At 43.7% G+C, this 23,610-nt stretch carries 13 protein-coding genes and 1 pseudogene; 7 read left to right on the top strand and 7 right to left on the bottom strand.

All coding sequences use genetic code 11. From position 1 onward, the window contains the following. Positions 1-174: 174 nt before the first annotated feature. Complete coding sequence (locus B5F25_RS10280) at positions 175-1,794, bottom strand: RagB/SusD family nutrient uptake outer membrane protein (RefSeq protein ID WP_087249404.1); 1,620 nt, start codon at positions 1,792-1,794, stop codon at positions 175-177. Positions 1,795-1,813: 19 nt separating this feature from the next. After that, positions 1,814-4,774 (bottom strand): annotated as a pseudogene (locus tag B5F25_RS10275) (TonB-dependent receptor); the annotation flags it as partial. Between the two features lie 192 nt (positions 4,775-4,966). Here B5F25_RS10275 and B5F25_RS10270 point away from each other — a divergent pair. The 4 genes from B5F25_RS10270 (at position 4,967) to B5F25_RS21700 (ending at position 6,141) form a co-directional block, all read left to right on the top strand. Further along, on the top strand, positions 4,967-5,185 hold the full coding sequence (locus B5F25_RS10270) for a DUF3791 domain-containing protein (RefSeq protein WP_022039204.1): 219 nt from the start codon (positions 4,967-4,969) through the stop codon (positions 5,183-5,185). After that, the gene (locus B5F25_RS10265) at positions 5,182-5,655 is read left to right on the top strand and encodes a DUF3990 domain-containing protein (RefSeq protein ID WP_022039203.1); all 474 of its coding nucleotides are present in this window, start codon (positions 5,182-5,184) and stop codon (positions 5,653-5,655) included. The genes B5F25_RS10270 and B5F25_RS10265 overlap by 4 nt, the downstream gene beginning before the upstream one ends. Continuing rightward, positions 5,652-5,897: a hypothetical protein gene (locus B5F25_RS10260; protein ID WP_022039202.1), complete on the top strand. Its 246-nt coding sequence runs from the start codon at positions 5,652-5,654 to the stop codon at positions 5,895-5,897. Before B5F25_RS10265 ends, B5F25_RS10260 begins: the two co-directional genes overlap by 4 nt. A 103-nt stretch (positions 5,898-6,000) precedes the next feature. Further along, positions 6,001-6,141 carry a hypothetical protein gene (locus tag B5F25_RS21700; RefSeq protein ID WP_158098052.1) on the top strand — a complete coding sequence of 47 codons (141 nt, stop codon included), beginning with the start codon at positions 6,001-6,003 and terminating at the stop codon, positions 6,139-6,141. A 36-nt stretch (positions 6,142-6,177) separates the two neighbouring features. On the opposite strand, the gene B5F25_RS10255 is transcribed toward B5F25_RS21700, so the two are convergent. Both B5F25_RS10255 and B5F25_RS10250 read right to left on the bottom strand, forming a co-directional pair. Further along, complete coding sequence (locus B5F25_RS10255) at positions 6,178-7,764, bottom strand: RagB/SusD family nutrient uptake outer membrane protein (RefSeq protein WP_087249400.1); 1,587 nt, start codon at positions 7,762-7,764, stop codon at positions 6,178-6,180. A 21-nt stretch (positions 7,765-7,785) separates the two neighbouring features. Further along, complete coding sequence (locus tag B5F25_RS10250; protein ID WP_262483269.1) at positions 7,786-10,785, bottom strand: TonB-dependent receptor; 3,000 nt, start codon at positions 10,783-10,785, stop codon at positions 7,786-7,788. A gap of 171 nt (positions 10,786-10,956) precedes the next feature. Between B5F25_RS10250 and B5F25_RS10245 the strand changes: the two genes are divergently transcribed. Continuing rightward, positions 10,957-12,030 carry an ATP-binding protein gene (locus B5F25_RS10245; protein ID WP_087249396.1) on the top strand — a complete coding sequence of 358 codons (1,074 nt, stop codon included), beginning with the start codon at positions 10,957-10,959 and terminating at the stop codon, positions 12,028-12,030. A gap of 59 nt (positions 12,031-12,089) precedes the next feature. On the opposite strand, the gene B5F25_RS10240 is transcribed toward B5F25_RS10245, so the two are convergent. The 3 genes from B5F25_RS10240 to B5F25_RS10230 form a co-directional block, all read right to left on the bottom strand. After that, positions 12,090-13,706, bottom strand: coding sequence for a RagB/SusD family nutrient uptake outer membrane protein (locus tag B5F25_RS10240; protein WP_164496642.1), 1,617 nt, complete (start codon positions 13,704-13,706; stop codon positions 12,090-12,092). Positions 13,707-13,737: 31 nt separating this feature from the next. After that, a complete protein-coding gene (locus B5F25_RS10235; protein WP_206423542.1) occupies positions 13,738-16,743 on the bottom strand; it encodes a TonB-dependent receptor in 3,006 nt (1,001 codons plus the stop codon). Positions 16,744-17,413: 670 nt separating this feature from the next. Continuing rightward, positions 17,414-18,571, bottom strand: a complete 1,158-nt coding sequence (locus B5F25_RS10230; protein WP_087249392.1) for a site-specific integrase — start codon at positions 18,569-18,571, stop codon at positions 17,414-17,416. A 283-nt stretch (positions 18,572-18,854) separates the two neighbouring features. Between B5F25_RS10230 and B5F25_RS10225 the strand changes: the two genes are divergently transcribed. After that, positions 18,855-22,013, top strand: a complete 3,159-nt coding sequence (locus B5F25_RS10225) for a TonB-dependent receptor (RefSeq protein ID WP_241148394.1) — start codon at positions 18,855-18,857, stop codon at positions 22,011-22,013. A gap of 27 nt (positions 22,014-22,040) precedes the next feature. Next, positions 22,041-23,594 (top strand): RagB/SusD family nutrient uptake outer membrane protein, encoded by a 1,554-nt coding sequence (locus B5F25_RS10220; RefSeq protein ID WP_087249390.1) that lies wholly within the window; start codon positions 22,041-22,043, stop codon positions 23,592-23,594. The last annotated feature ends 16 nt before the right edge of the window (positions 23,595-23,610 follow it).

Below are 23,610 nucleotides of genomic sequence, written 5' to 3'. Positions count from 1 at the left end.
GGCTTCCTTCAGATTCCACCTCGCGATGGACACCCTTGCCTTGGGCTATGTGATTCCCGCTATTAGGGCTCACTCGGGACTTACACCCGTTAGACAATGCTCATGCCGAGCGTACTACATCAAGAAAAGCCATCCCTTCCGAAAGGGACGGCTTTTTATTCGCTATTCTAACGGTTATTGCATAATAGCTACTGGCGGAGTTGCTACTTCATTGATTTGATTCAAAGGAATGCCATTATTTGCTGAAGTCTCGCATTCCGGAATATTGAAAATCATGATGGGTGATTCAGCCGCAATGTCAGCGTAAGTTACATTTGTAGAGAAGTTCGTTCCAATTCGTACAATGGGTTTCTTCAGACGCAGTATATCAAACAACGAGAATCCTTCACCCCACAGCTCTATGCGACGTTGGAACCAAACTTCATCAATGAAGTCTTCCAACGAAGACGCACTACAAGTATAATTCGGGTCGCGATAAGTCTGGACAAAACTTTCAAGCACGGCTTTCCCAGCCGCTACACCTTGGCTACGTGCCAATCCTTCCGCCTTGATAAGTAACATTTCCTCAGCACGCATCAACGGCCAATCTTGTGCATTCTCGGTATTGAACAAGATTCCGCCTTCAGGACCGAATTTTACATTTGTATAAGCTGTATAAGGAACACCGGAAGCGGCAACCAGCTCTTTTCCAGTCATGCCGTAAGCATTGACTGTAGCTGTAGAGAGTGTGTCGCTGTCCAGCCACCACGACTTACGAACATCTGTTTCAGGAATCCGTTCCCACAACGTGCTGTTGATGCGCCGCAAAGCTACATTCATACCTACACCTGTTGTGTAACCGTTACCTGTAAAAGAACAAAGATGTGAAGGCCAGTTAATAATGCCGGTAGTTACTACATCATTATTGCTGGTAATCACTGAACCCCAAATCCACGATTTTGCACTGGCATCATTGAATGATGGTACAGAAACGTCACTTATAGAATAAGGAGTAGCTCCCGATATGGTCAAAGCCTGGTCGGCATCGACTGCCGCTTCTGCATAATTGCCTAACAACATATTGGCACGGGCACGCAAACCGTAAGCTACCGCTGCTGAAATTTCGCTGTTGCTGCTATAATAGTCGCCTAAATATGCGATAGCTTGGTCGAGGTCTTCCATAATCAAATCGTACACAGCCTGTACAGTAGCACGCGGATTATTGGTCGCTTGGTCTACGGTAGTTTCTTCTGTTACGATAGGCAGACCTAAACTATTTTCATGTCCTTGATAAGTAAACTGATAAGTTTGGATCAGTTGTAGATAGTCGAAAGCACGCGAAGCTAAAGCTTGTCCTAAATAGGTAGCGATTTCCCCTACACGTTCCGATTCAGGATAAGCAGCATACAAGTTAGTCAGAATTGCATTGGCTGAACGGATGTGTTGATAGTGGAGTTTCCAAATCAGTTCATTGTCCGAAGAGGTCGGAATACGGTCACTGAAAGTCAACGCATTCTGAAACCAGTTGTATCCATGGCTTTCAGATACCATGTCTTGCCCGCCTTGGTCATAAATCAGGCAAATAGCCGGAAAGCCATAGTCTGTGTGGTAAGTCGAGGTAGAGGTGGAAATAGTTCCGTATTGGATTAGATTGTCCTTTAATGCATTCATGTCTCCTTTGAGTTTTTCTGCATCATCGGCAATCACCTCGTTTTTCTGTTCATCGGTCAGCATTCCTCCTTCGGGTAACTGATCCATTTCGCACGCTGTTAATAGGGCAGCCGAAGCGAAGACTGTAATATAGAATTTTTTCATATACAATTATCTCTTAAAATTAGAACGACAATGAGATACCGCCCGAAATAGAACGGATCGGTGAATAATTTGAGTTTTCAGAAGTCGAATAACTTTGTCTCGGGTCTAAACCCTTACGTGCGGAAATAACAGCCACATTGTCTACTGCCATGTACAGACGCAAGCCAGAAACTCCAAACTTCGTGGTCAGGCTCTTCGGCAGAGTATATCCGAACGTAATGTTATTGATGCTCAAATAGTCCGAACTGGTCAGGAAGCGGTCTGACAAATAGTTCGTATATTGGTCATTATAATTTAAACGTGGAATATCCGTGTTCTTGTTTTCCGGAGTCCATGCATTCAGGATGTCTTTGTGCCAGTTGTGTCCAGCATCGTTGCTTGTACCGCCGTGCATTAATGATGCATACGTATTGTCATAGATGCGTCCACCTAATTGGTAAGACAAGGCGATAGACAAATCAAAACCGTATGCGTTCAGTGTTGTGCCGAAACCACCGTATACTTTCGGCAAGATGTCACCTGTCGCATAACGGGTAGCGTTAGGAGCGTTGGTTGTCTTTTCCTGACCAGTGACATTACCCTTGTCATCTGTAACGTCCATCCAATAAAGTGCCTCACCGGTTTCAGGGTCTACACCGGCATATTTACGCAGATACATTTGGTAGCTTGATTCGCCTTCGCGGTAAATGTATGAACCGGAAATCATTTCTCCGTTCAAATCGGGATGTAGTTTCAATATCTTGTTCTTGAAATAAGTCAAGTTGAAGTTTGCACTCCAAGTTACATGTTTTGTGCGGATTATATCACCGTAAATATCCATTTCAAAGCCTCGGTTCATCATTGAGCCTACGTTCATCGGGATAGATGAATAACCGATAGAAGTAGCTACCGGACGGTTATACAGCATATCTGTAGTTTTGCGTTGGAAGTATTCTACCGTACCACCCAAACGCCCAGTAAAGAACTCAAAGTCAAAACCGGTGTTGAAACTGTGTGAAGTTTCCCATGTAATGTCGCGGTTTCCTTTGTAGCTCATAGATAAGGCGAAGTCACCTCCGGCATCAGCAATGTTGTAGTGGTCTGAATAATAATTGTAGTTGTGCGAACCTGACAAGTTCAGGTTATCATTACCTTGTACACCATAGCTGATCTTATATTTCAGTATGTCAATCCAATGGGCATCTTGTAAGAATGACTCTTTGTTCATCAGCCAGCCACCGCCTACCGACCAGAAGTTACCCCAACGATTTTCCGGTGCGAAACGTGAAGAAGCGTCACGACGGTAAGAAGCCGACAAGAAATACTTGTTTGCATAGTTGTATTGCAAACGGGCAAGGATACCTTGTGTCGCATAATTGTCTGTATACGAATTGACTTGGGGATTTGCAATCGCATTGTCTATTTCTGTCACATTGGGATTGTATAGATTTTCCTTGTTTCCACGCAAGTAATTGTATTTATACTTATAAGATTCAAAACCGGCTAAAACATCAATGTTATGCTCACCAAACGTATTTGCATACGTCAACAAATACTGTTGGTTGATACTGAATGTACGGGTAGCACCTACATAAATGATACCGCCTGTTGGAGCATACTGTCCGTAGTAGGCATTATACAGATTCGTAAAACGAGTATTATCCAAGTCCACGCCCCAGTTAGCCGTTGCTTTCAAACCTTTGTAAATGTCAATATTTACAAAAGCACGTCCGCTGAATACATCGTAATTGTATTCCTGCTTATCCAAAGCCAACATGGAAGCCGGATTCGAATTCCCCATAAACGGACGTCCTAAGCCCGGATATTCGCCTGCACCAAAATCGTAAACTGTAAATCCATGGCTGTCTGTCATGATGTTGCCCTGTGCGTCACGTACATAAAGTGGATAAATCGGAGCAATCATATTAGACACATAGAACATGTTTCCGACTGAAGCCCCTTCTTGGTCACGCGGAGTCTTGTTGACAGAATTGCTATAAGACAAGTTCGTACCCACTTTGATACGGTCGTTTACCTGATAGTCTGCATTAGTACGCAAAGTGAAACGTTGGAAACCTGAGTTCGGGATAATACCACTGTCGTCCAGATAACCGGCAGACAAGTAATAAGTAGATTTCTGCGAAGCGCCACTCACGCGCACATTGTATTCCTGACGCAAATTACCTTTGTCGAACAATTCATCATACCAATTGTCCGGTTTCAGATAATAATCATTATTATATACAGCACCCAATGTAGCATTCGGATTAATCTTTCCTTCTTCTGTAAACAGGTTTTGACCTTCAGGAACCGTATAAATCGGATAAGCAAGGAATTGCTGCACATAGTTTCCTACCGTAACAGCATCGCTTCCACCCAAAGCATTATTTACAGCCTGATAATATGTCTCATAATACATATTCGGATCAGTCATGACATTGTAATTCGGGATGGCACGACGGTTGGTACCCCATTTGGCATCCACGTCTACACGTGCTTTAGAGCCTACCTGCCCTTTTTTAGTAGTAATCAAGATAACGCCGTTTGCGCCACGTGCACCGTACAATGCGTTTGAAGCTGCATCTTTCAGTACGGTCATCGATTCAATATCTTGCGGATTAATGGTCTCGATACCACCGTCGAAAGGTACACCGTCTACTACATAAAGCGGTTCGTTGCTTGCCGACATAGACCCGATACCACGAATACGTACAGTAGCCTTCGAACCCGGTTCACCGTTTGAGCTAGTAATCTGAACACCGGCAACCTGACCTGACAAAGCATTTGTTACATTAGAAGTTTGTCTCGTGACAATCTTATCGGCCTTGATAGTAGATGCAGAACCCGTGAATTGAGATTTCTTTGCAGTACCGAAAGCAACCACCATTACCTCATCAAGTTCGTGTGCGTTAGACTGCATCATAATTTTCATAACAGGTTGAATCTTAACCTCTTGCGTCTGCAAGCCGATGAAAGAAACTACCAAAGTTCCCGCCGAACTTGATGATGCCTATAAATGACTGTTTATAAACGAATTACAGAATTTATAATTATGCTTTGTTCTTTCTCATGATTGGTTCATATAGAGTATAACAGGGTTTCGTCTGAAATTTTTCTACCCGAGATATATCTGAAAATGATGAGATAATAGAATTTTTGATTACCTTTGTGTGAAACTCAAACACCTTTAGTTATGGATGATAAGTATAAGATACCTTATATAAATGCATGCATACGTGCTTTTGCCAAGCGTTTCAGCCTTTCGGTCAAGAATGCTTTTTTATACCTATATCGGTTTAAAGGCGTGGATTTTCTGAATGACTTTTACGGCGTAGAGCATTTGCAATCCATTGATGATGCCGTGGATGACTTGATTGTCATCTGCAAAAAAAACGGAGGACAACTGATATGATACTTTATCATGGGACTAATGTTGATTTTCAGCAGATAGACATTCGAAAATCCAATCCGTACAAGGACTTTGGTCAAGGCTTTTATCTGACTGATATTCTTGTGCAGGCTGAAAATATGGCAGCCAAGAAAGCACGGATTCTTGGCGGAAGTCCGATTGTACAGAAATATCAATTTGATGAAACGTATCTCTCGGCTCCGTTTCTGAACGTCCTGCTTTTTGAAAAGCCAAGCAAAGAGTGGGCAGAATTCATTTACCGGAATAGAACAAGGAGTATCCCTGCCTTTTCACATCATTACGATATTGTGATGGGGCCGATAGCTGATGACGGGGTAGCTTACCTTTTAAGCCGTTACGAAGAAGGTTTCTGTACTCTGGAGGAATTGGCAAAGGAATTGGAATACAAACAATTGAACAGACAATTCTTTTTTGGAACTTTACGAAGTATTAATTTATTGAATAGAATATGATAAGACCAATTCAACAAGACTATTTGATTTCACACATAGTTGATAAAATAACAGGTTTTTTGATTGAGGATTTTCAATTAGACATACCTTCCGCATTGAATATAGTTTATACTTCTGATACGTTCAGAGCACTTTCTGACAAAGAAACAGACTTATATAGTCAAAGCCCTTCATATATATACGAATGGCTTAAAAGAGAATTTCTGACGGGTAAACTGGACGGTGCTGTCGACAAACACTGATAATTACCGAAGAGCAGGGGACCTATCAAGTGTATGACCGCTTTTTCAGTTTATGGTTAAAGGAACAAATGTAACGCTTCTTGCATTCAAACATTGTATATATGTGAAACATAATGAAGAGAGTGCACCCGAATACGAGATTGCCATAGACTACTACACCGATATAGCAGATGACCACCGTTTATATGGATTGGTTTATAACAGAATGTTCAGTCTGTACCATTTATATGTCATAATCAGTTAGGGGCACACCCTCTTCATTTCTATTTATACTAAAGATTTACAGCGTAGGACGCTCTGCTGCCGGGTTGTTATCTTCATCAGTGATTCCTTCGTTGGTTTCCATTTCACACTGCGGAATGCGATAAATCATAATTTGCGACTCCGGATCCAAATTGAATTGGACAGATGCCGGATAGTTTGTACCCTTTCTTACAATAGGTTTCTTCAATCGCAAAATGTCGAACAGGGCGAAACCTTCGCCCCATAGTTCCATTCTGCGCTGTAGCCAAACTTCATCCTGCAACTCTTCTGCAGAAGTGGCATGGCTTATAAATGAAGGATTACGGTAAGTTTGCACAAAACTTTCCAAAGTAGACTTTCCTGCTCCAAGATTTCCGGACATGGCTTCTGCTTCAGCTTTAATCAAATACATCTCTTCTACACGCATCAGAGGCCAGTCTGAAGAATTGGTTGTATTTCCAAACACACTCTGGTAAGCACCGAATTTGGTATTTACGTATGGAGTCAAACCAAAATATTCAATAACAGGAGTTCCGTTTACCGTTTCATTATCTACCAGCGTTGAAGTAGTGTCAGGAGAAATAAACCACTGCTTGCGGATGTCTGTATCAGGAATCTGTTCATAAAGAGACGAACTGACCGAACGGAATGTCCCGGTTAATGTCGTATAACCGTTTCCAGTAAAGGAGCATAGATGAGAAGGCCAATTGATGATGCCTGTGGTTACCACCTCATTATCCGGTGAAATCAATATCCCCCATAACCATGAACTGGCAGTAGCCGAATTAAAGGTCGGTGTGGAAACTTCCTGTAAAGATTGCGGAGTGCCACCTTGAATAGCTTTGTCTGCATCTTCTGCTGCGGCAGCCCAGTTTTGCATAAGCAGGTTGGCACGGGCACGCAAGCCATATACCACGGCTTCGTCTATTTGGTCTTTATTGCTACCTGCGTCAAAACCGGCTAATAGTTCTGCGGCTTGATTCAAATCGTTCATGATTTGTTCATAAACTTGTCCGACTGTAGCACGTGGATTATTTTGAAGTTCCTCGTCTGTTTTTGTTTCTGTGACAACAGGAACGGCCAATGCGCTTTCATGCCCTGCATAAGTAAACTGGAAACATTGTACCAAGTTTAAATAATCGTATGCACGTGCTGCCAAAGCCTGCCCCCGGTAGCGTTGCAAATCTGCATCTTCTGTATTCGCATTAATAAGTTTCAACAAATCATTGGCTGCCTTCATGTGATTATAGAAAATCTTCCAAATAAACTCAGCCCCGCTTGCATCGGCATAATCCCGGTCGGCATAATTCTGAGAACGACTAAACCAGTTATAGCCGCTTGTAGATGCCACAATGTCCTGACCTCCAGATTCCAGTTGTAAAGACACGGCAGGAACTCCATAGTCGCTATGGTATGTATTAAGGTCATCGGAAATCGTGCCAAAGAAATTCAGTCTGGCAGCCATGGCATTGGCTTCTGCCGTTATCAGATTCGGACGGCTTTCGATTATGTTTTCCTTTTGCTCGTCAGACACATACTGGCCTTCCGGGAACTTATCTAAGTCGCAAGACGCAAGTGCCAGTGTAATGCCTGCTATTATTATAAAATTGTTATTCAGTTTCATAATTTTCCTTTTATTTAAACGTTAGAAATCCAATGATATTCCGCCGGAAATAGTACGGATTGGAGAATATACATTATCAGTAGATACATATCCTTGCCGCGGGTCAAAACCTTTGCGTGCTGTCCACAAAGCCACGTTGTCTGCCACGAAGAAGAGGCGTACTCCTTCTATCTGTAACTTGCGCGTCCACTTCTTCGGCAAAGTATAACCGAAAGTGATGTTTTGCAGGCTCAGGTAGTTTGAGCTTGTCAACCATCTGTCTGATGTATAAGTAGTATACACGTTATTGGCGTTCATGCGTGGCACATCCGTGTTTCTGTTTTCCGGAGTCCAGGCATTCAGCATGTCTACGTGCAAGGCATGACCCATTGCTTCATCACTCATTAAATCAGCGTAAGTATTGTCTATCATGCGTCCGCCCAGTTGGTAGGCAAATGAAATGGAGAAGTCAAACCCGTAAACTTTAAGGCTGGTGCCGAAACCGCCATATACTTTCGGCAAGATATCGCCTGTAGCGAAACGGTTCTCCGAAGCCACGGCATAATCTGTTGTGACTGTATTTCCTTCCTCGTCTGGTTGAACCAACGCATATTGGGCTTCACCGGTATCCGGATTTACACCCAGATATCTAGGCAGGTATAGCTGGTACATAGACTCTCCTTCTCGATAGATACGTGAGCCGTCAATCATTTGTCCGTTCAGTTCGGGAGCCAGTTCCAGCACTTTGTTCTTAAAGTGGGTAAGGTTGAGATTGATGTCCCATGATATGTTTTTTGTATCGATTACAGTCGAGTACAAATCAAGTTCAATGCCACGGTTCACCATTGAACCCACGTTTTCCGGCATACGCGAATAACCCAATGACGAAGCCACTGGCTTGAAATAGAGCATGTCGGTGGTTTTGCGCGAGAAGTATTCCACACTACCGCTTAATTTCCCGTCCCAGAATGTGAAGTCAAATCCAGTATTGAAGCTGTGCGAAGTTTCCCATGTGATGTCTCTGTTTCCTTTATAATACAATGATGTAGAAAAATCACCATTGCTGTTTGCCAATGTGTATTGGTCCATATAGGGGTAATAGTTACGATAAAGCCCGCCTTCATACATCAGGTTATCATTACCTTGGGTACCGTAACTGATTTTAAACTTCAACATGTTAATCCAATGCTGGTTTTCCATGAATTTCTCGCGGTTGATAAGCCATCCTGCCCCTACCGACCAGAAATTACCCCAACGGTTTTCAGGAGCAAAGCAAGAAGAAGCGTCGTGACGGTAAGATACAGATGCGAAATATTTTCCGTCATAGTCATATTGTCCGCGGAATAGCCAACCTTCCGTTGCGTATTTTTGCGTATAGGATTCGTTGATTTGGTTGGAAATGGCATTATTCAGTTCGGGAATATTCGGATTGTATACTTTCTCCCGCTGGCCGTATAAATACTGGTATTTGTAGTTATAATTCTCATGTCCGGCAAGAATGTCTACATTATGTACATGATTGAACGTCCGGTTATAAGTCAGCAAATACTGTTGGTTCGTACTGAAAGTGCGCTGTGTGGCTACACTGACGATACCGCCTACACCGCTTGTTTCGGAATATTGTCCGTAAAACGGATTGACCATATTAGAATAATGCACATTGTTCGCATCCACGCCGATATTGATTCTTGCTTTGATGCCGCTCCAAATGTCGATGTCGGCACCCCATTTTCCACTGACAACATCACCGGAATATTCCATTTTGTCAAGCATATAGCTTGCCAATGGGTTAGCATTGGGAATTACGTTCGAGCGTGAGAAATTTGTGTCCGACCCATAGTCATAACGCTGGGAACCACGATTATCCACCATGATATTTCCCTCTGCATCACGTACATACATCGGATAAATAGCACCAATGATGTTCGCGGCATAAAAGGCATTGGCATTAGAAGTACCGCTTTCGGTATCCTGTTCCCGGCTGTCGTAATGGGTGAACGATACATTGCCGCTCATTTTCAGCCACGGTTTGACTTGATAATCCGCTTTCAAGCGGGCTGAATAACGCTGGAATCCGGAATTAGGGACAATTCCCTGATCGTCCAAATAACCGGCAGACATGTAATAGTTCAATTTTTCATTGGCACCACTGACACTCAAATTATATTCCTGACGCAAATTGTTTTGGAACAATTCGTCCGTCCAATCGTCAGGGAGATAAGTATATGTCCCGTCAGAATACCCTAGCTTCGCATTCGGATTCAGTTTTCCGTCCATTCCTATCAGCTGTTCACCATTCGGCACACTGAATACTTGGTATCCTAAATAAGCCGAAGACAACATAGCCTGATTGGCGTATGCATTAGCAGCAGCTAAGTCTCCGTTTGCCAGATAACCTTCCAAATCTGCATTGTAGATAGAAGCGTAATTCAATTCATAGAATTTGCCTGGATCTGTAATGCGTTCGTATGAAGCGATACCGCGCTTGTTCACACCCCATTTGGCATTAAAATTCACACGTGCTTCCCCATTAGCACCCCGCTTAGTAGTAATCAAAATGACACCGTTTGCACCGCGGGCACCATACAAAGCATTTGAAGCTGCGTCTTTCAATACGGTCATCGATTCGATATCAGTAGAGCTGATGGCAGACAATTCACCGTCATAAGGTACGCCGTCCACTACATAAAGAGGCCTGTTGCTGGCTGAGATAGATCCGATACCCCGAATGCGCACTTCCGCATCCTTTCCCGGTTGGCCAGTATTGCTTGTAGTTTGCACTCCGGCAACCTGTCCGGTCAAAGCATTCGTGATATTTGAAGTTTGCCGTGAAGCGATTTTGTCATTCTTGATTGTAGCTGCCGAACCGGTAAATGTCGACTTCTTTGCAGTACCATAAGCCACCACCATCACTTCGTCCAATACCTCAGCATCCGACTTCAGTACAACTTTCATAACCGGTCGGATGTCGAGCTCTTGCGTCTGCAAGCCGATGAAAGAAATCACCAAAGTTCCCGCCGAACTATCAGAAGCATGTAAAATGCTTAGTATTAACCGTTTATCAGATAAAGCTTAAAACCTTTGTCAAGAGATAATCAGCCAATAAAAGCCTGTAGAGGTGTTCTGGCAAGAACGGTTCTACCCAAAATGTAACCGATATACGAAATTTTTCTTTATCTTTGCGAAAAATGTCGCAACGAAAAAATTCGCAATATGAAGAATCCATTCAAATTCGGGACTATAGTAGACGGTGACTTCTTTACAGACAGGGAAAAGGAATTACAAGCTGTCGGACAGTTATTGGAAAGTGAAAACCATTTGGTGTTAATCAGTCCGCGAAGGTTTGGGAAAACCAGTCTGGTATGCAAGGCCTTGCAGCATACAGACAGGCCTGTCATTATGGTCAACCTGCAATCTGTCACTTCTGTAACCGAACTGGCTGCACTTTTATTAAAGCGTATTTTCAAGTTATACCCTTTTGAGAAAATCAAGCACGCCATGACTCACTTCCGGTTTATCCCTACTTTCTCGGTTAATCCGATGACCGATGGAGTGGACGTAGCTTTCCAACCCGGAAGCGACAACAATATCGTACTGGAAGATGTGCTGATGCTGATTGAGAAGTTAGGGGAAAAGAATAAGTTTGTCGTGGTGCTGGATGAATTTCAGGAAATAATCGATTTAGAGAAAGGGTTAGATAAATACCTCCGCTCCGTCATGCAGTTGCAACACCACGTGAACTATATCTTTTTAGGAAGTCAGGAATCCATGATGGAAGAGATATTCGAAAAGAAAAAGTCACCTTTCTACCATTTCGGCATCCTGATGCGTCTCTCTAAGATACCCTATGATGATTTTTCCCATTATCTTACAGAAAGGTTTATGCGCATAGACACCGCAAAAGCGGAACAAATGGCAGAGAGAATCCTTTCGTTCACCCAATGTCATCCGTATTACACCCAACAATTAGCCTTTCAAGTTTGGAATATACTGGAGCAAGAAAACAATGCCGGGAATATCGTAGACTGTGCCGTAGATGAATTGACCCAATTGCATGATTTCGACTATGAACGCATCTGGATGTCGATGAATAAAACCGACCGACATATATTGACGATTTTAGCACAAAACGCAACATCTCCGCTCGATTCGCGAAAAGGCATTCCTACTAGCACCGCATTCAGTGCATTAAAGCGTTTGTCCAAGCAGGGATATGTAATTAAGAACGGGAAATATGAAATAGATGACCCTTTCTTTGCACGTTGGATATTCAAACGGACGTTGTAAAAATTAAAGGGCTGCCCCATACGGAACAGCCCTCTATTTATCGGATTTCAATAAACGTTTTACTCAGTAATGTCCTGTACAGGAGTCGGAGCAGGAGCAGACGGATTATTATCATCCTCGGTCAAAGCCTGGTTCGAGTTGATTTCGTTTTGCGGAATGCGCCACAATAAAATAGCAGAACCCGGCTCGATGTTATAAACCGAAGCGGCTTGCGGGAAGCCTGCACCCCGGCGGTCTACACCTTTATTCAAGCGCATGATGTCAAACCAAATCAAGCCTTCACCCCAAAACTCAATACGGCGCTGGCGGTAGATTTCTTCCTGAATATCCGTTGCGGAAGCAGCGGTGCAGGTATATTCCGGATCACGGTAAGTCTGGATAAAACTTTCCAATGTAGCCCGACCTGTTCCGGCATTGCCTCCCATAGCCTGAGCTTCCGCCATAATCAAGTACATTTCCTCGATACGCATTAACGGTATGTCATTCGCATTGGTAGAAGTTTCCAATTCATTGTTATAAGGAGCGAACTTCACTTGCGTATAAGGACCGAAACCATATCCTTTCATCAAAGCTTGTTGGGCAGCCGTCAGATTAGCAGATACCGTATCAGCATTCAGCCACCAGCCTTTACGTGCATCGGTGTCCGGAATGGTATTGAACAGGGCACGGTTGATTTGCTTTCCGCCTGAATACCAAGCATAACCATAGTTAAACGAACCCATGTGTGAAGGCCAGTTTACGATACCAGAAGACACCACAGGGTCTGATTCTTCTACCAATACGCCCCACATCCAGTCTGGCTCGCTCACATCCCAGAAAGTCGGATGGTTCACCTCTTCTATTGTTGCCGGGCGAGCATCCGACAAAGAAATAGTGGTTTGTGCAGCTTCTTCGGCTGCAGCCCATTCCTGTTTGGTCAAAGCCACACGTGCACGGATACCGTATGCCACTGACTGGTCGATATAACGGCGGTCAGGACGGCTCTCACCTGCATCTTCCGCCGATTTCAAATAATTGATACCGGTTTCCAAATCGGCTTCAATCTGGTCATAAACAGCTTGGACTGTAGCACGGGGCGCACCGTTCGCGGCAGCATCTGCCGAGTTCTCGTTTGTAATCAAAGGCACACAAGGTTTATCCTGATTGCCTACATACGTAAACTGATACAGCTGAGCCAAGTTGAAATAACAAAAGGCGCGGGTAGCGTAAGCACGTCCCAAATACATTTGGAAAGTAGGGTTATCGGTTTCCGGATCGAAAGAAGAGATGGCGTTGTTGCATGAGAAAATGATGTTATACAAATCATTCCATACTATTTGAGCTTCGTATGAAGTATAATCTCTGTCATCAAAAGTCAAGCTGTTCCCTTGCCAGTTGTAACCGTTATTATCACTTACAACGTCCATACCGTTAGCATCCGTGCACAACATAATGGTCGGATATCCGATATCGTTATGGCGTTCTGTTCCCAACGCATTTGCATTCGGCGTACGTTGGTTAAACTGAGAATAAATAGCATTGATGGCAGCTTCTGCACGTTCCGGGTTCTGAATATAAACCTCCTCCTTTTGGTCGGTCGTAACAGTATCCCCTTCCGGTGCTGTATCCAAATCCTGACATCCCGTAAATGCCAGGGAAAGAAGCAGGCTCGAAGCGAAAATATATTTTGTTTTCATGTTCTTTCTCATTGTTTTTAAGTTATATTCATTAGAATGTCAAGTTGATACCTCCTGAGATGGTGCGGATCGGCGTATAAAGAGCAGTAGTAGCTGTTGTATAGCTTTGGCGCGGATCCAATCCCTTACGTGCCGAGATAAAGCCCAAGTTGTCTGCCGTGAAGTAGATACGCAATTTCTCAATCTGCATCTTCTGGGTCCAGCTCTTCGGCAAGGTATAACCTACGGTAATGTTGTTGATGTTCAGATAGTTCGAACTGGTCAGGAAACGGGTTGAAGCCGAATTAGTATAACGGTCTTCCGCATCCAGACGGGGCACATCGGTACGAGTATTGGTCGGAGTCCATGCATTCAAGATATCCTTGTTCCATGCTGTACCGCCACGTTGATAACCGCCGTGCATCGTAACTGCATAACCGGAGTCATAAATTTCTCCGCCCAACTGGTAAGAAAGCGAGATAGAAGCATCGAATCCGTATGCCGTTACACTGGTTCCGATACCGCCATATACCGTAGGCATCATGTCATCCGTTGCAATACGGTAATTTTGCGCATCCACATAATCAGTTGTTTTCTTACGTCCGATGATATTCCCCTTTTCGTCTTTATCAGCAGTCCAATATAATGCTTCACCGGTAGTTTCGTCTACACCTGCATATTCCACCAGATACATACGGTACATAGACTCGCCTTCTTCGTAAATACGAGTACCGTCAATCAGACGTCCGTTCAGGTTCTCATGCAATTCATTGATCTTGTTCTTGATGAAAGTCGCATTGAAGTTCACGTCCCAAGTCACATTCTTGTTCTGAATGATGTTGTAAGTGAAGTCCATTTCAAAACCTGAGTTAGTCATCGAACCTACATTCACCGGCATTGAAGTATAACCCAAGCTACCTGCGGTAGGCAAGTTATAAAGCATGTCAGAGGACTTACGTCCGAAATATTCCAATGTACCGGTCAGCTTGTTCTTGAACAACGAGAAGTCCACACCTATGTTATACGAAGTAGAAGTTTCCCAAGTCAGGTCCGGATTACCTTTATAATAAAGCACACCGTCCGAATAAACACCGTTCGCACCGCTGATGCTGTATTGGTCGATATACGGATAATAGTTCTTCGTTGTCAGGTCACCCATCAAGATGTCATCGTTACCTTGCTGACCGAACGAAGCTTTCAGCTTCAACTGGTTCACCCATTCCACGTCTTCCATGAAAGCTTCTTCCGAGATACGCCAAGCCACACTGGCTGCCCAGAAGTCACCCCAACGGTGATCGGGAGCAAAACGTGAAGAAGCGTCACGACGGTAAGACACATTACCGATGTATTTGTCATTGTACGAATAGTTGACACGGGCGAAAATACCGTGAGTGGCATACTCGTTCTTGACACCGCCCAACTGCCAATTATCAATCGTATTACCCAAATAATAGCTTTCCGGATTATACAAGTTTGTTCCGTATCCGTAGAAGTCAGTCATTTCCATGTTATAACCATCATAACCGGCAGTTAAGTCGATATGATGGACATCGTCAATAGAGAAGTTATAGTTGGCTACATACTGCTGATCGAATCCGAATGTACGCATGTGTTCCTGAGTTGCTGTACCGCCATAAGATGCAGTCTGGCCCATATATGCATTACCCAAGTCATTGTAACGGGTATTGTCAATATGCAGACCGTAACGTGCCGTCAAGGTCAATCCCTTAATCGGAGTGATTTGCGCATACCAGTTGGCATTGATAATATCCATCAGGTATTCGGTCTTATTGTAAATCAAGTCACCGGCAGGGTTTGAAATAGACATGAATGAACGGCTCTGGTTCGTACTCTGTCCGTCACCATAGTCATACACCTTGCGCCCGTTGTTAGTCATGATATTGCCATTGGCATCACGTACGTATAAGGGATAGATAGGTGCCGCAAAGTTTGCGATATAAAATGCATTACCTGAAGAAGCGGTATTTTGTTGTTCTCCCGGATAACGGCTATTAGTAAAGTTATAAGCCACATTAGCACCCACTTTCAACCAATCGTTTACCTTGTAATCACCATTCAAACGACCGCTGTAACGCTTGAATCCAGAACCGTCAATTACACCTTGGTCATCCAGATAACCCAAAGAGAAGTAGAACGTAGCACGGTCATTACCGCCTGATACGCTCAGGTTGTACTCCTGGCGCAGCTTGTTCTTGAACATTTCCTTTTCCCAGTCATCCGGCGTATAATAATAGGTACCGTCCGAATAACCCAACTTCGCATTCGGATTGACACGTCCGTCGGTAGTAAACATGCCTTCACCTTCAGGAAGCGTATAAACCTGATAACCTACACCACCCGATGCATTCTTGAAGATAGTAGAATTAGCGTATGCGTGAGCTGCAGCATCGTCATAACCCAAGTTATACAAACCTGCATTCTTCAACGACTGGTAAGCCAGTTCCATATATTGGTTCGGGCTATCAATTACATCGTAATTGGTCACGGCACGTGAGTTAGCACCCCATTTGGCATCAAAGTTCACACGAGCTTTACCCGAAGCACCCTTTTTCGTAGTAATCATGATGATACCGTTGGCACCACGCGCACCGTAAAGAGCGGTAGAAGCCGCATCTTTCAATACCGTCATACTTTCGATATCTTGTGTATTCAATGAAGAAAGGTCACCGTCGAAAGGCATGCCGTCTACAACGTACAACGGTTCTGTACCCGCATTGATAGACCCTACACCACGGATACGCACCTTCGCATCTTCACCCGGCTGACCGTTTGAACTTTGAATTTGCACACCTGCAACCGCGCCCGCCAATGCATTCGTAATATTAGACACCTGACGTTTTTCGATTTTATCGGCCTTCATCACCGAAGCTGAACCGGTAAATGTACCTTTGGTAGCTGTACCATAAGCTGTCACCACAACCTCGTCCAACACCTCAGCATCCGACTTCAGCACAACTTTCACAACCGGCTGAATCTTAACCTCTTGCGTCTGCAAGCCGATGAAAGAAACCACCAAAGTTCCCGCCGAACTAAAGATGACTATTAACGTATTGAGTATGAGGAAACTATAAGGACTTCTTTTAAAATGGTTTCTTTCAAAAAATGGTGTCGTGGTACGTATTAATGCGTTTCAACCGGAAGCTTTCTACCTGCTTTTTACTGAATAGCCATACCTTTTGATATAGAAGGAACGCTTAATACTCCAACTCGAATTGCCACAAAGGAACGACATGCATGTAGCCAGTTTCTAGATGCATATTGTGCTACGGGCCTCTTGCAGGAAAAGATTAAAGTGTTGTTGTAGTTTATCCATAAAGCATTCCTTTTCGGTAAAGATATGAATGTATGCAATAAATAAGCATGGATTAGGCGTATTTGCACTTTCGAAAGTGCAATTTAACGTACAAACTGCACTTCCCGATGAGCAAAATCATCCCCAGGCAAGTCTTCACGCATGGTTCGTCCTGCAGGCAGGGAGACATAGAGTTTTACGTTTCTACAACTTTTGCAATCCGATTCTGCCCGTGATAAGAATGACGTTTTGTCCATGCACTAGGCTTTTTCAAAACATGCATAAAGTCAGGTAAGCTTATGCAATGCAGTTTTACCGTAGTTTCAATGCACTGAAACTCTAGTTTCAGTGCATTGAAACTGCCGAAACAGTTAACTGCCTTGGCAAATCATTGCAGCTTTGTAGAAAAGCGACATTAGAACTTACATTTCTTCAGGTCATTTACTAACGTTTGCGAAAACACTTCACCGTAAATTTGCGTGGTTTTGATGCTGCGGTGCCCTAACAGTTTTTGCACCGTAGTCAGTTTTGCTCCATTATATATTAATAAGGTAGCATTGGTGTGCCGCGCCGAGTGGAAAGAGAAATGCTTGTCAATACCAGCCAGCTTGCCCAGCCTGACCAATTCCTTGTTAATGTCAGGGTTCGGGCGAAGACGGAAAAAGCACTTTTTGTCGGGGTATCGCTTTAATATCTTCAGAGCTTTCCCCTGAAACAAAAGATAAAGGGGAACTTGAGTTTCCGTTCCTGTCTTTTGCGACTTGAACGTCAGCCAGGCATGTTGCTTGTCTGGATAAACGATATTTTCCTCACGCAATTCTATAAAATCAGAATAACGGATGCCGGTGTAGCAACAAAACAGAAACGCATCCAGTGTGTGGCGCAATGCTTTTCCTGTCTGTCCGAGCGGCAGTTCTTCCAGTTTTCTCAGTTCTTCTGGAAGCAGGAATACATGTTTACTTTCAGTGGTCTTTATCCGGTATTTAATGAAAGGTGAAGCCGATGATAACATTACGCCTTGTCTGATGGCTTCATTGCAAAGCGTGCGTAAATGACGCATGTGTTTGGCAATTGTGTTTATCTTCAGTTTTTTCTTTTCCAGAAAATGTTCGAACTGGAGCAGCAGCGAATAATCCATCTCCGCAAAACATAGTGCCGGGCGGAATTCGTGTAAAAGAGCAAATGTAGTGCTCAAGTTGTTTTTTGTACTTTCTTTGCTTTTTGAGTGTTCTACCCATTTTCTACCGAATGCAAAAACATCTGTTCTTTCTTCTGCCTCATTGTCTGTTTTCAGCATTGACAAGGATATTTCTTTTCCTCGCTTCCACCCTTCCAATTCCGCATACTGGAGCTTTAGGAGAAACTCGTCAAGCATCCGGTTCAGCGCCTCTTCCTGCGGATGAAGTACAATCCTTGCTTTTTTGGCATCCCATTCTTCGGGACGTACATAAATGTGAGTGGAAAAATAGGCTTTCTGCTTTGTTAAATAAGCTTCCACTTGTATCAATGCCTTTCCGCTTGCATTGAGACGTTTTTTACGATTATAAACCAATCGGTAACTAATTTTTTTCATTTCACTACACTTTTTATCAGGAGTCTTAAAAACTATCACAAAGATGTCCTATACAAGGTTCTGAGCTTGTTTTTGGCTATTTTTTAAGCAAAGACAACACCGGAAATCCTGCATATTTGTTTGCTTTTTATACAGAATTTCAATCTTGAAGTGTTAAAAAGCGACGTATCTTTTGTATTTTGTTTCCAAAAGTATACAAGTTATTAGATTAATGATTACCTTTGCGCCTAAACTGGATTAGATAAAAGTGTTTATTTAAGGTTAAAATTAAGAGAGAATTTTTATGAAAAGAAAATTGATGCTGTTAATGACCTGCCTGATGATAGGCATTGGTCTGGTAAACGCGCAAGTAAAGAAAGTTACCGGTACGGTTACTTCTGAAGAAGACGGTTTACCTGTAGTGGGAGCATCTGTATTGGTAAAAGGTACCACAGTAGGTACGGTTACTGATATAGATGGTAATTTTACGATTAGTAACGTGCCAAGTTCGGCGGGAACTTTGGTGATTTCTTTCATCGGGCTGGAGACACAAGAACTTGAAATTAAGCCGGTTATGAAAGTGGTACTGCACTCGGATACCGAGGTGTTGGACGAAGTGATGGTGGTGGCTTACGGTACGGCAAAGAAGTCTTCGTTTACGGGTTCAGCTTCTAACATTGACGGGAAAAAACTGGAACTCCGGCCTATCACGAATGTATCTAAAGGCTTGGAAGGGCAAACGACTGGTTTGTTGACAACATCTGGTTCAGGACAGCCGGGCGAGGCTGCTAAGGTAGTAATCCGTGGTTATGGTTCAATCAATGCATCTCAGAATCCGTTGTATGTAGTCGACGGCATCCCGTTCGATGGCGATTTGTCTTCCATTAATCCCTCGGATATTGAATCTATGACCGTATTGAAGGATGCGTCTGCCGGTGCTCTGTATGGTGCGCGCGGTGCCAACGGTGTTGTTATGATTACCACCAAGCAAGGTAAAGAAGGCAAGACTAACGTGACTTGGCGTTCTACAGTAGGCTGGTCATCAAGAGCAATTCCTGAATATGAGATGGTTAACCAAAAAGATTTCGTTCAGTTGACTTACGAATCTTTGCGCAACAGCTATGTATATAATAATGGATACAATTGGTCGGAGGCTGAAGCTATGGCACGTGCCAATTTAGGCTCAACCTTAGGAGGCGAGTTATACAATCCGTTCAAAAATTATACATGGGACAATATTATTGATCCGACAACAGGAATGGTACGCCCGGATGCTCAATCGGCTTGGGACGAGCAATGGATGGACCAACTTTTGAGGAATAATGCTTTCCGTCATGAACACCAGTTGAGCGTAAGCGGCGGTAACGAAAAGACAAAATATATGTTCTCTTTGGGCTACATGAACGAAGACGGTATCTTGGTAACTACCGGTTTCCAGCGTTACAATGCCCGTGCTAATGTGAATTCAAAGATTACGGACTGGTTTAATGCCTCTTTGAATACTTCATTGTCACATTCTGTTCAGAATTACAGTGATTATGATGGTGCTGCTCAGTCTAATGTTTGGTACTCATCTCAATTCGCGTCTCCGTTACTCCCAATGTACATCAAAGACGAAAACGGTAACAATGTGTTGGATGCGAACGGCAATCCGCAATTGGACTATGGTGAAAACGGACGTCCGGGAAGTTATACCGACTATAACCCGTTAGGCGGTCTGTTGGATGATAAAGCAGACATCAAGAATGACGTTGCAAGCGTACGTACAGGCATCACTTTAGGTTCGGATAATGAAAACTTCGGGGTATTCCAAGGCATTAAGTTGAGCGTAAACTTCGGCGTGGATTATCGCAGCCAAAACAAAATGTCTTACATGAATATGTATCATGGCAATCAGGCCGCGGCAGGTGGTATGTTGGACAAGACCAACTCACGTATGCAAAGTTATACATTCAACCAGTTGCTGACTTGGAACCGTTCGTTCGGTTTGCATAACTTCGATGTAATGGCTGGTCACGAATTCTACGCTTACAAATATGAATATTTGGAAGCCGGAAAGACGAACTTAGTAGACGGTATCTTGGAATTGCGTCCGGGTACAACCATGTATGCCGCAGATTCTTACACCGATAATTATCGTATCGAATCGTGGCTGGGACGTATCAACTATAACTACGATGAAAAATACTACTTCTCTGCATCTATCCGTACAGATGGTTCTTCACGTTTCTATAAAGACAACCGTTGGGGTACATTCTGGTCAGTCGGTGGTAACTGGCGTGTATCAAAAGAAGCCTTTATGCAGGACATTAAGTGGATTAACAACTTATCAGTTAAGCTGAGCTACGGTCAGCAAGGTAACGATAATATCCTGAATTCATTAGGTGAGCCGAACTTCTATTTGTGGCAGAGCCTGTATGATTTGGGTTGGCCGAACCAGAACCAGATTGGAGGTATGGTAAGTTCGTTGGAAAACCGTGACGTAACTTGGGAAAAGAACGGTAACATGAACGTCGGAATCGAAGCTTTGTTGTTCGACCATCGCGTGAGCATCAATGCCGAATATTACAATAAGAAAACGGTAGACATGCTGCTTTCTTATCCGATGGCAACTTCTACAGGTTTCAACGGCTATAATGCCAATGTAGGTAATATGCGTAACAGCGGTTTCGAATTTGAATTGCGCGTAACTCCCATCAGAACAGAAGATTTCGAGTGGAATGTTACCTGGATGGGGTCTACGGTAAACAACAAGGTATTGAAACTGACCGGCGAATCGGATGAAATCATCAGCGGTGTATTCAGTATCAAGGAAGGCATGCCGTTGAATACTTTCTATATGTCGAAGACAGCAGGCGTTGACCCGGCAACCGGTGCACAGTTGTATTGGGTTTACGATACAGATGAAAACGGCAACATGATTAACGAACGTATCAGCAGCGATTATTCGAAAGCGGCCAACAGCAAGTATTACATGGGCAGTCGTATTCCGGATTTGTATGGTAGCTTGAGCACAGACTTCTCTTGGAAAGGCATTGACTTGGCCATCTTGACGACCTACTCAATCGGCGGTAAGATTTACGATGGTCTGTATCAAGGCTCCATGGAAAACATGTATTACAACAATGCTTGGAATGAGCACGCTTTACGCCGTTGGCAAAAGCCGGGCGACATTACTGACGTTCCACGTATTGAAGTTGCCAGTTCAAACGCTACAACAGACCGCTTTTTAGTCAACGCTTCTTACTTTACGATTAAGAACATTACATTGGGCTACACCTTGCCGAAAACTTGGATGACAAAAGCCGGCATGAACTCTGTACGCGTATTCGGTTCTGTGGACAACTTGGCTATCTTCAGCCATCTGAAAGGTATGGACCCGCAATACAACTTCGCAGGACAAACAAATTACAGTTATTCGCCGAACAGAACATTCTCATTCGGTGTAGAAGTTAATTTCTAATTCAATAAAACAATAGACAGAAAAGATATGAAAAAGATATTCAAATATGCATGTTTCGGATTGATTGGATGCATGGCTTTGAGCTCTTGCTTGGATAGTGCGTTAGAGACTTCTCCAACCGACTCTATGTCTGGAACAGGATTGTTGGCAAATGCCAATGCGGCATTGGTTCCGTTGAATGGTGTATACCGTTCTATGTATGCCACTTGGTCGCCTACAGCTAATGAACACCAAAGTTTCGGTATCAGTTCATACGTGATGATGGCGGAAGTAATGGGTGAAGACTTCATCCAGGCAGCTCAAGGTAGTGGTTGGTTCTGGTATGACTGCTTGTATCAGGTAAAAGACAGATATACTTCTACCGCATGGCGTTCATACGATGTGTGGAATGCGTACTATACATGGATTTCTAATGCCAACTATATATTGAATGCTGAAGAGACCATGGAAGGTGATGCTGCTGATGTGAACTATGTCATCGGACAAGCTTACGCTATCCGCGCTTATTCTTACTTTATGTTAGCTCAGACATTTGCCCGTACTTATAAAGGACACGAGTCTGAACCTTGCTGCCCGATTTATACCGAACCGACAGTAGCCGGTACACAAGGTAAGCCACGTGCTACGGTACAGGAAGTATATGACCAGATATTGGCCGACATCAACAAAGCGGTAGAATTGCTGGACGGTACGACTCGCCAGCACGTAAGTCATATTGATTATTCCGTTGCGCAAGGTATCCGTGCACGTATCGGTCTGGTAATGGAAGATTGGACAATGGCTAAGGAAGCCGCAAAAGAAGCTATTGCGACAGCAAACAACGCAAGCTCTGCTTCCCGCGTGGCAGCGGTGAGCGAATTTGAAGGTTTAAATAGCACTGCTACTCCTAACGTAATGTGGGGTGCAGCCATCAACTCCGACCAGTCTGGTATGTATGCCAGCTTCTTCTCGCACATGGACCAAGACGGAACCGGTTATGCAAATGGTGGTGCCTACAAGGAAATCAATAAAGTATTGTATGACGGAATGTCACAAAACGACACACGCCGTAAGTGGTGGCTTCCGGATGATTCGCGCAATGAAGATTTAGGCTATATGCAGAACAAGTTCCGCTTTGCCGACACGCAGACTTGGACCGGCGACTACATCTGGATGCGTGTAGAAGAAATGTACTTGACTGCAGCAGAAGCTGAATGCCGTTTGGGTGAAGAGGCTGCTGCTAAGGAAGATTTGTCTGCCGTAATGAGCCAGCGCGTAGAAGGTTATACATGTACGAAGACCGGAACGGCTCTTGGCAAACTGACCAGCGATGTAACGGGTTCGCTATTGGAAGAAATCATCACACAACGCCGTATCGAGCTTTGGGGCGAGTTCGGACGTATCTATGATATCCGACGCTTGAAACAAGGTTTTGTCCGTACTTCAGAAATGGGCTGGCCTTTGGATGCTCAGCTGACAAACCGTCCGTCAGACGATCCGGAAAGCTATATGTGGGTATTGACTATTCCGCAAACAGAATTTGACGGAAACGCAAGCATGAATCCGTCTACAGATCAGAATCCGATTGGAGACACCAAATAATTTAAAAATTAGAATA

This window comes from Bacteroides sp. An19 (genome assembly GCF_002160215.1).
In the GTDB taxonomy this organism is placed as follows: Bacteria; Bacteroidota; Bacteroidia; order Bacteroidales; family Bacteroidaceae; genus Phocaeicola; species Phocaeicola intestinalis.
The sequence above is the reverse complement of the archived record's forward strand: the minus strand, read 5'-3'. Positions and strand labels throughout refer to the sequence as shown.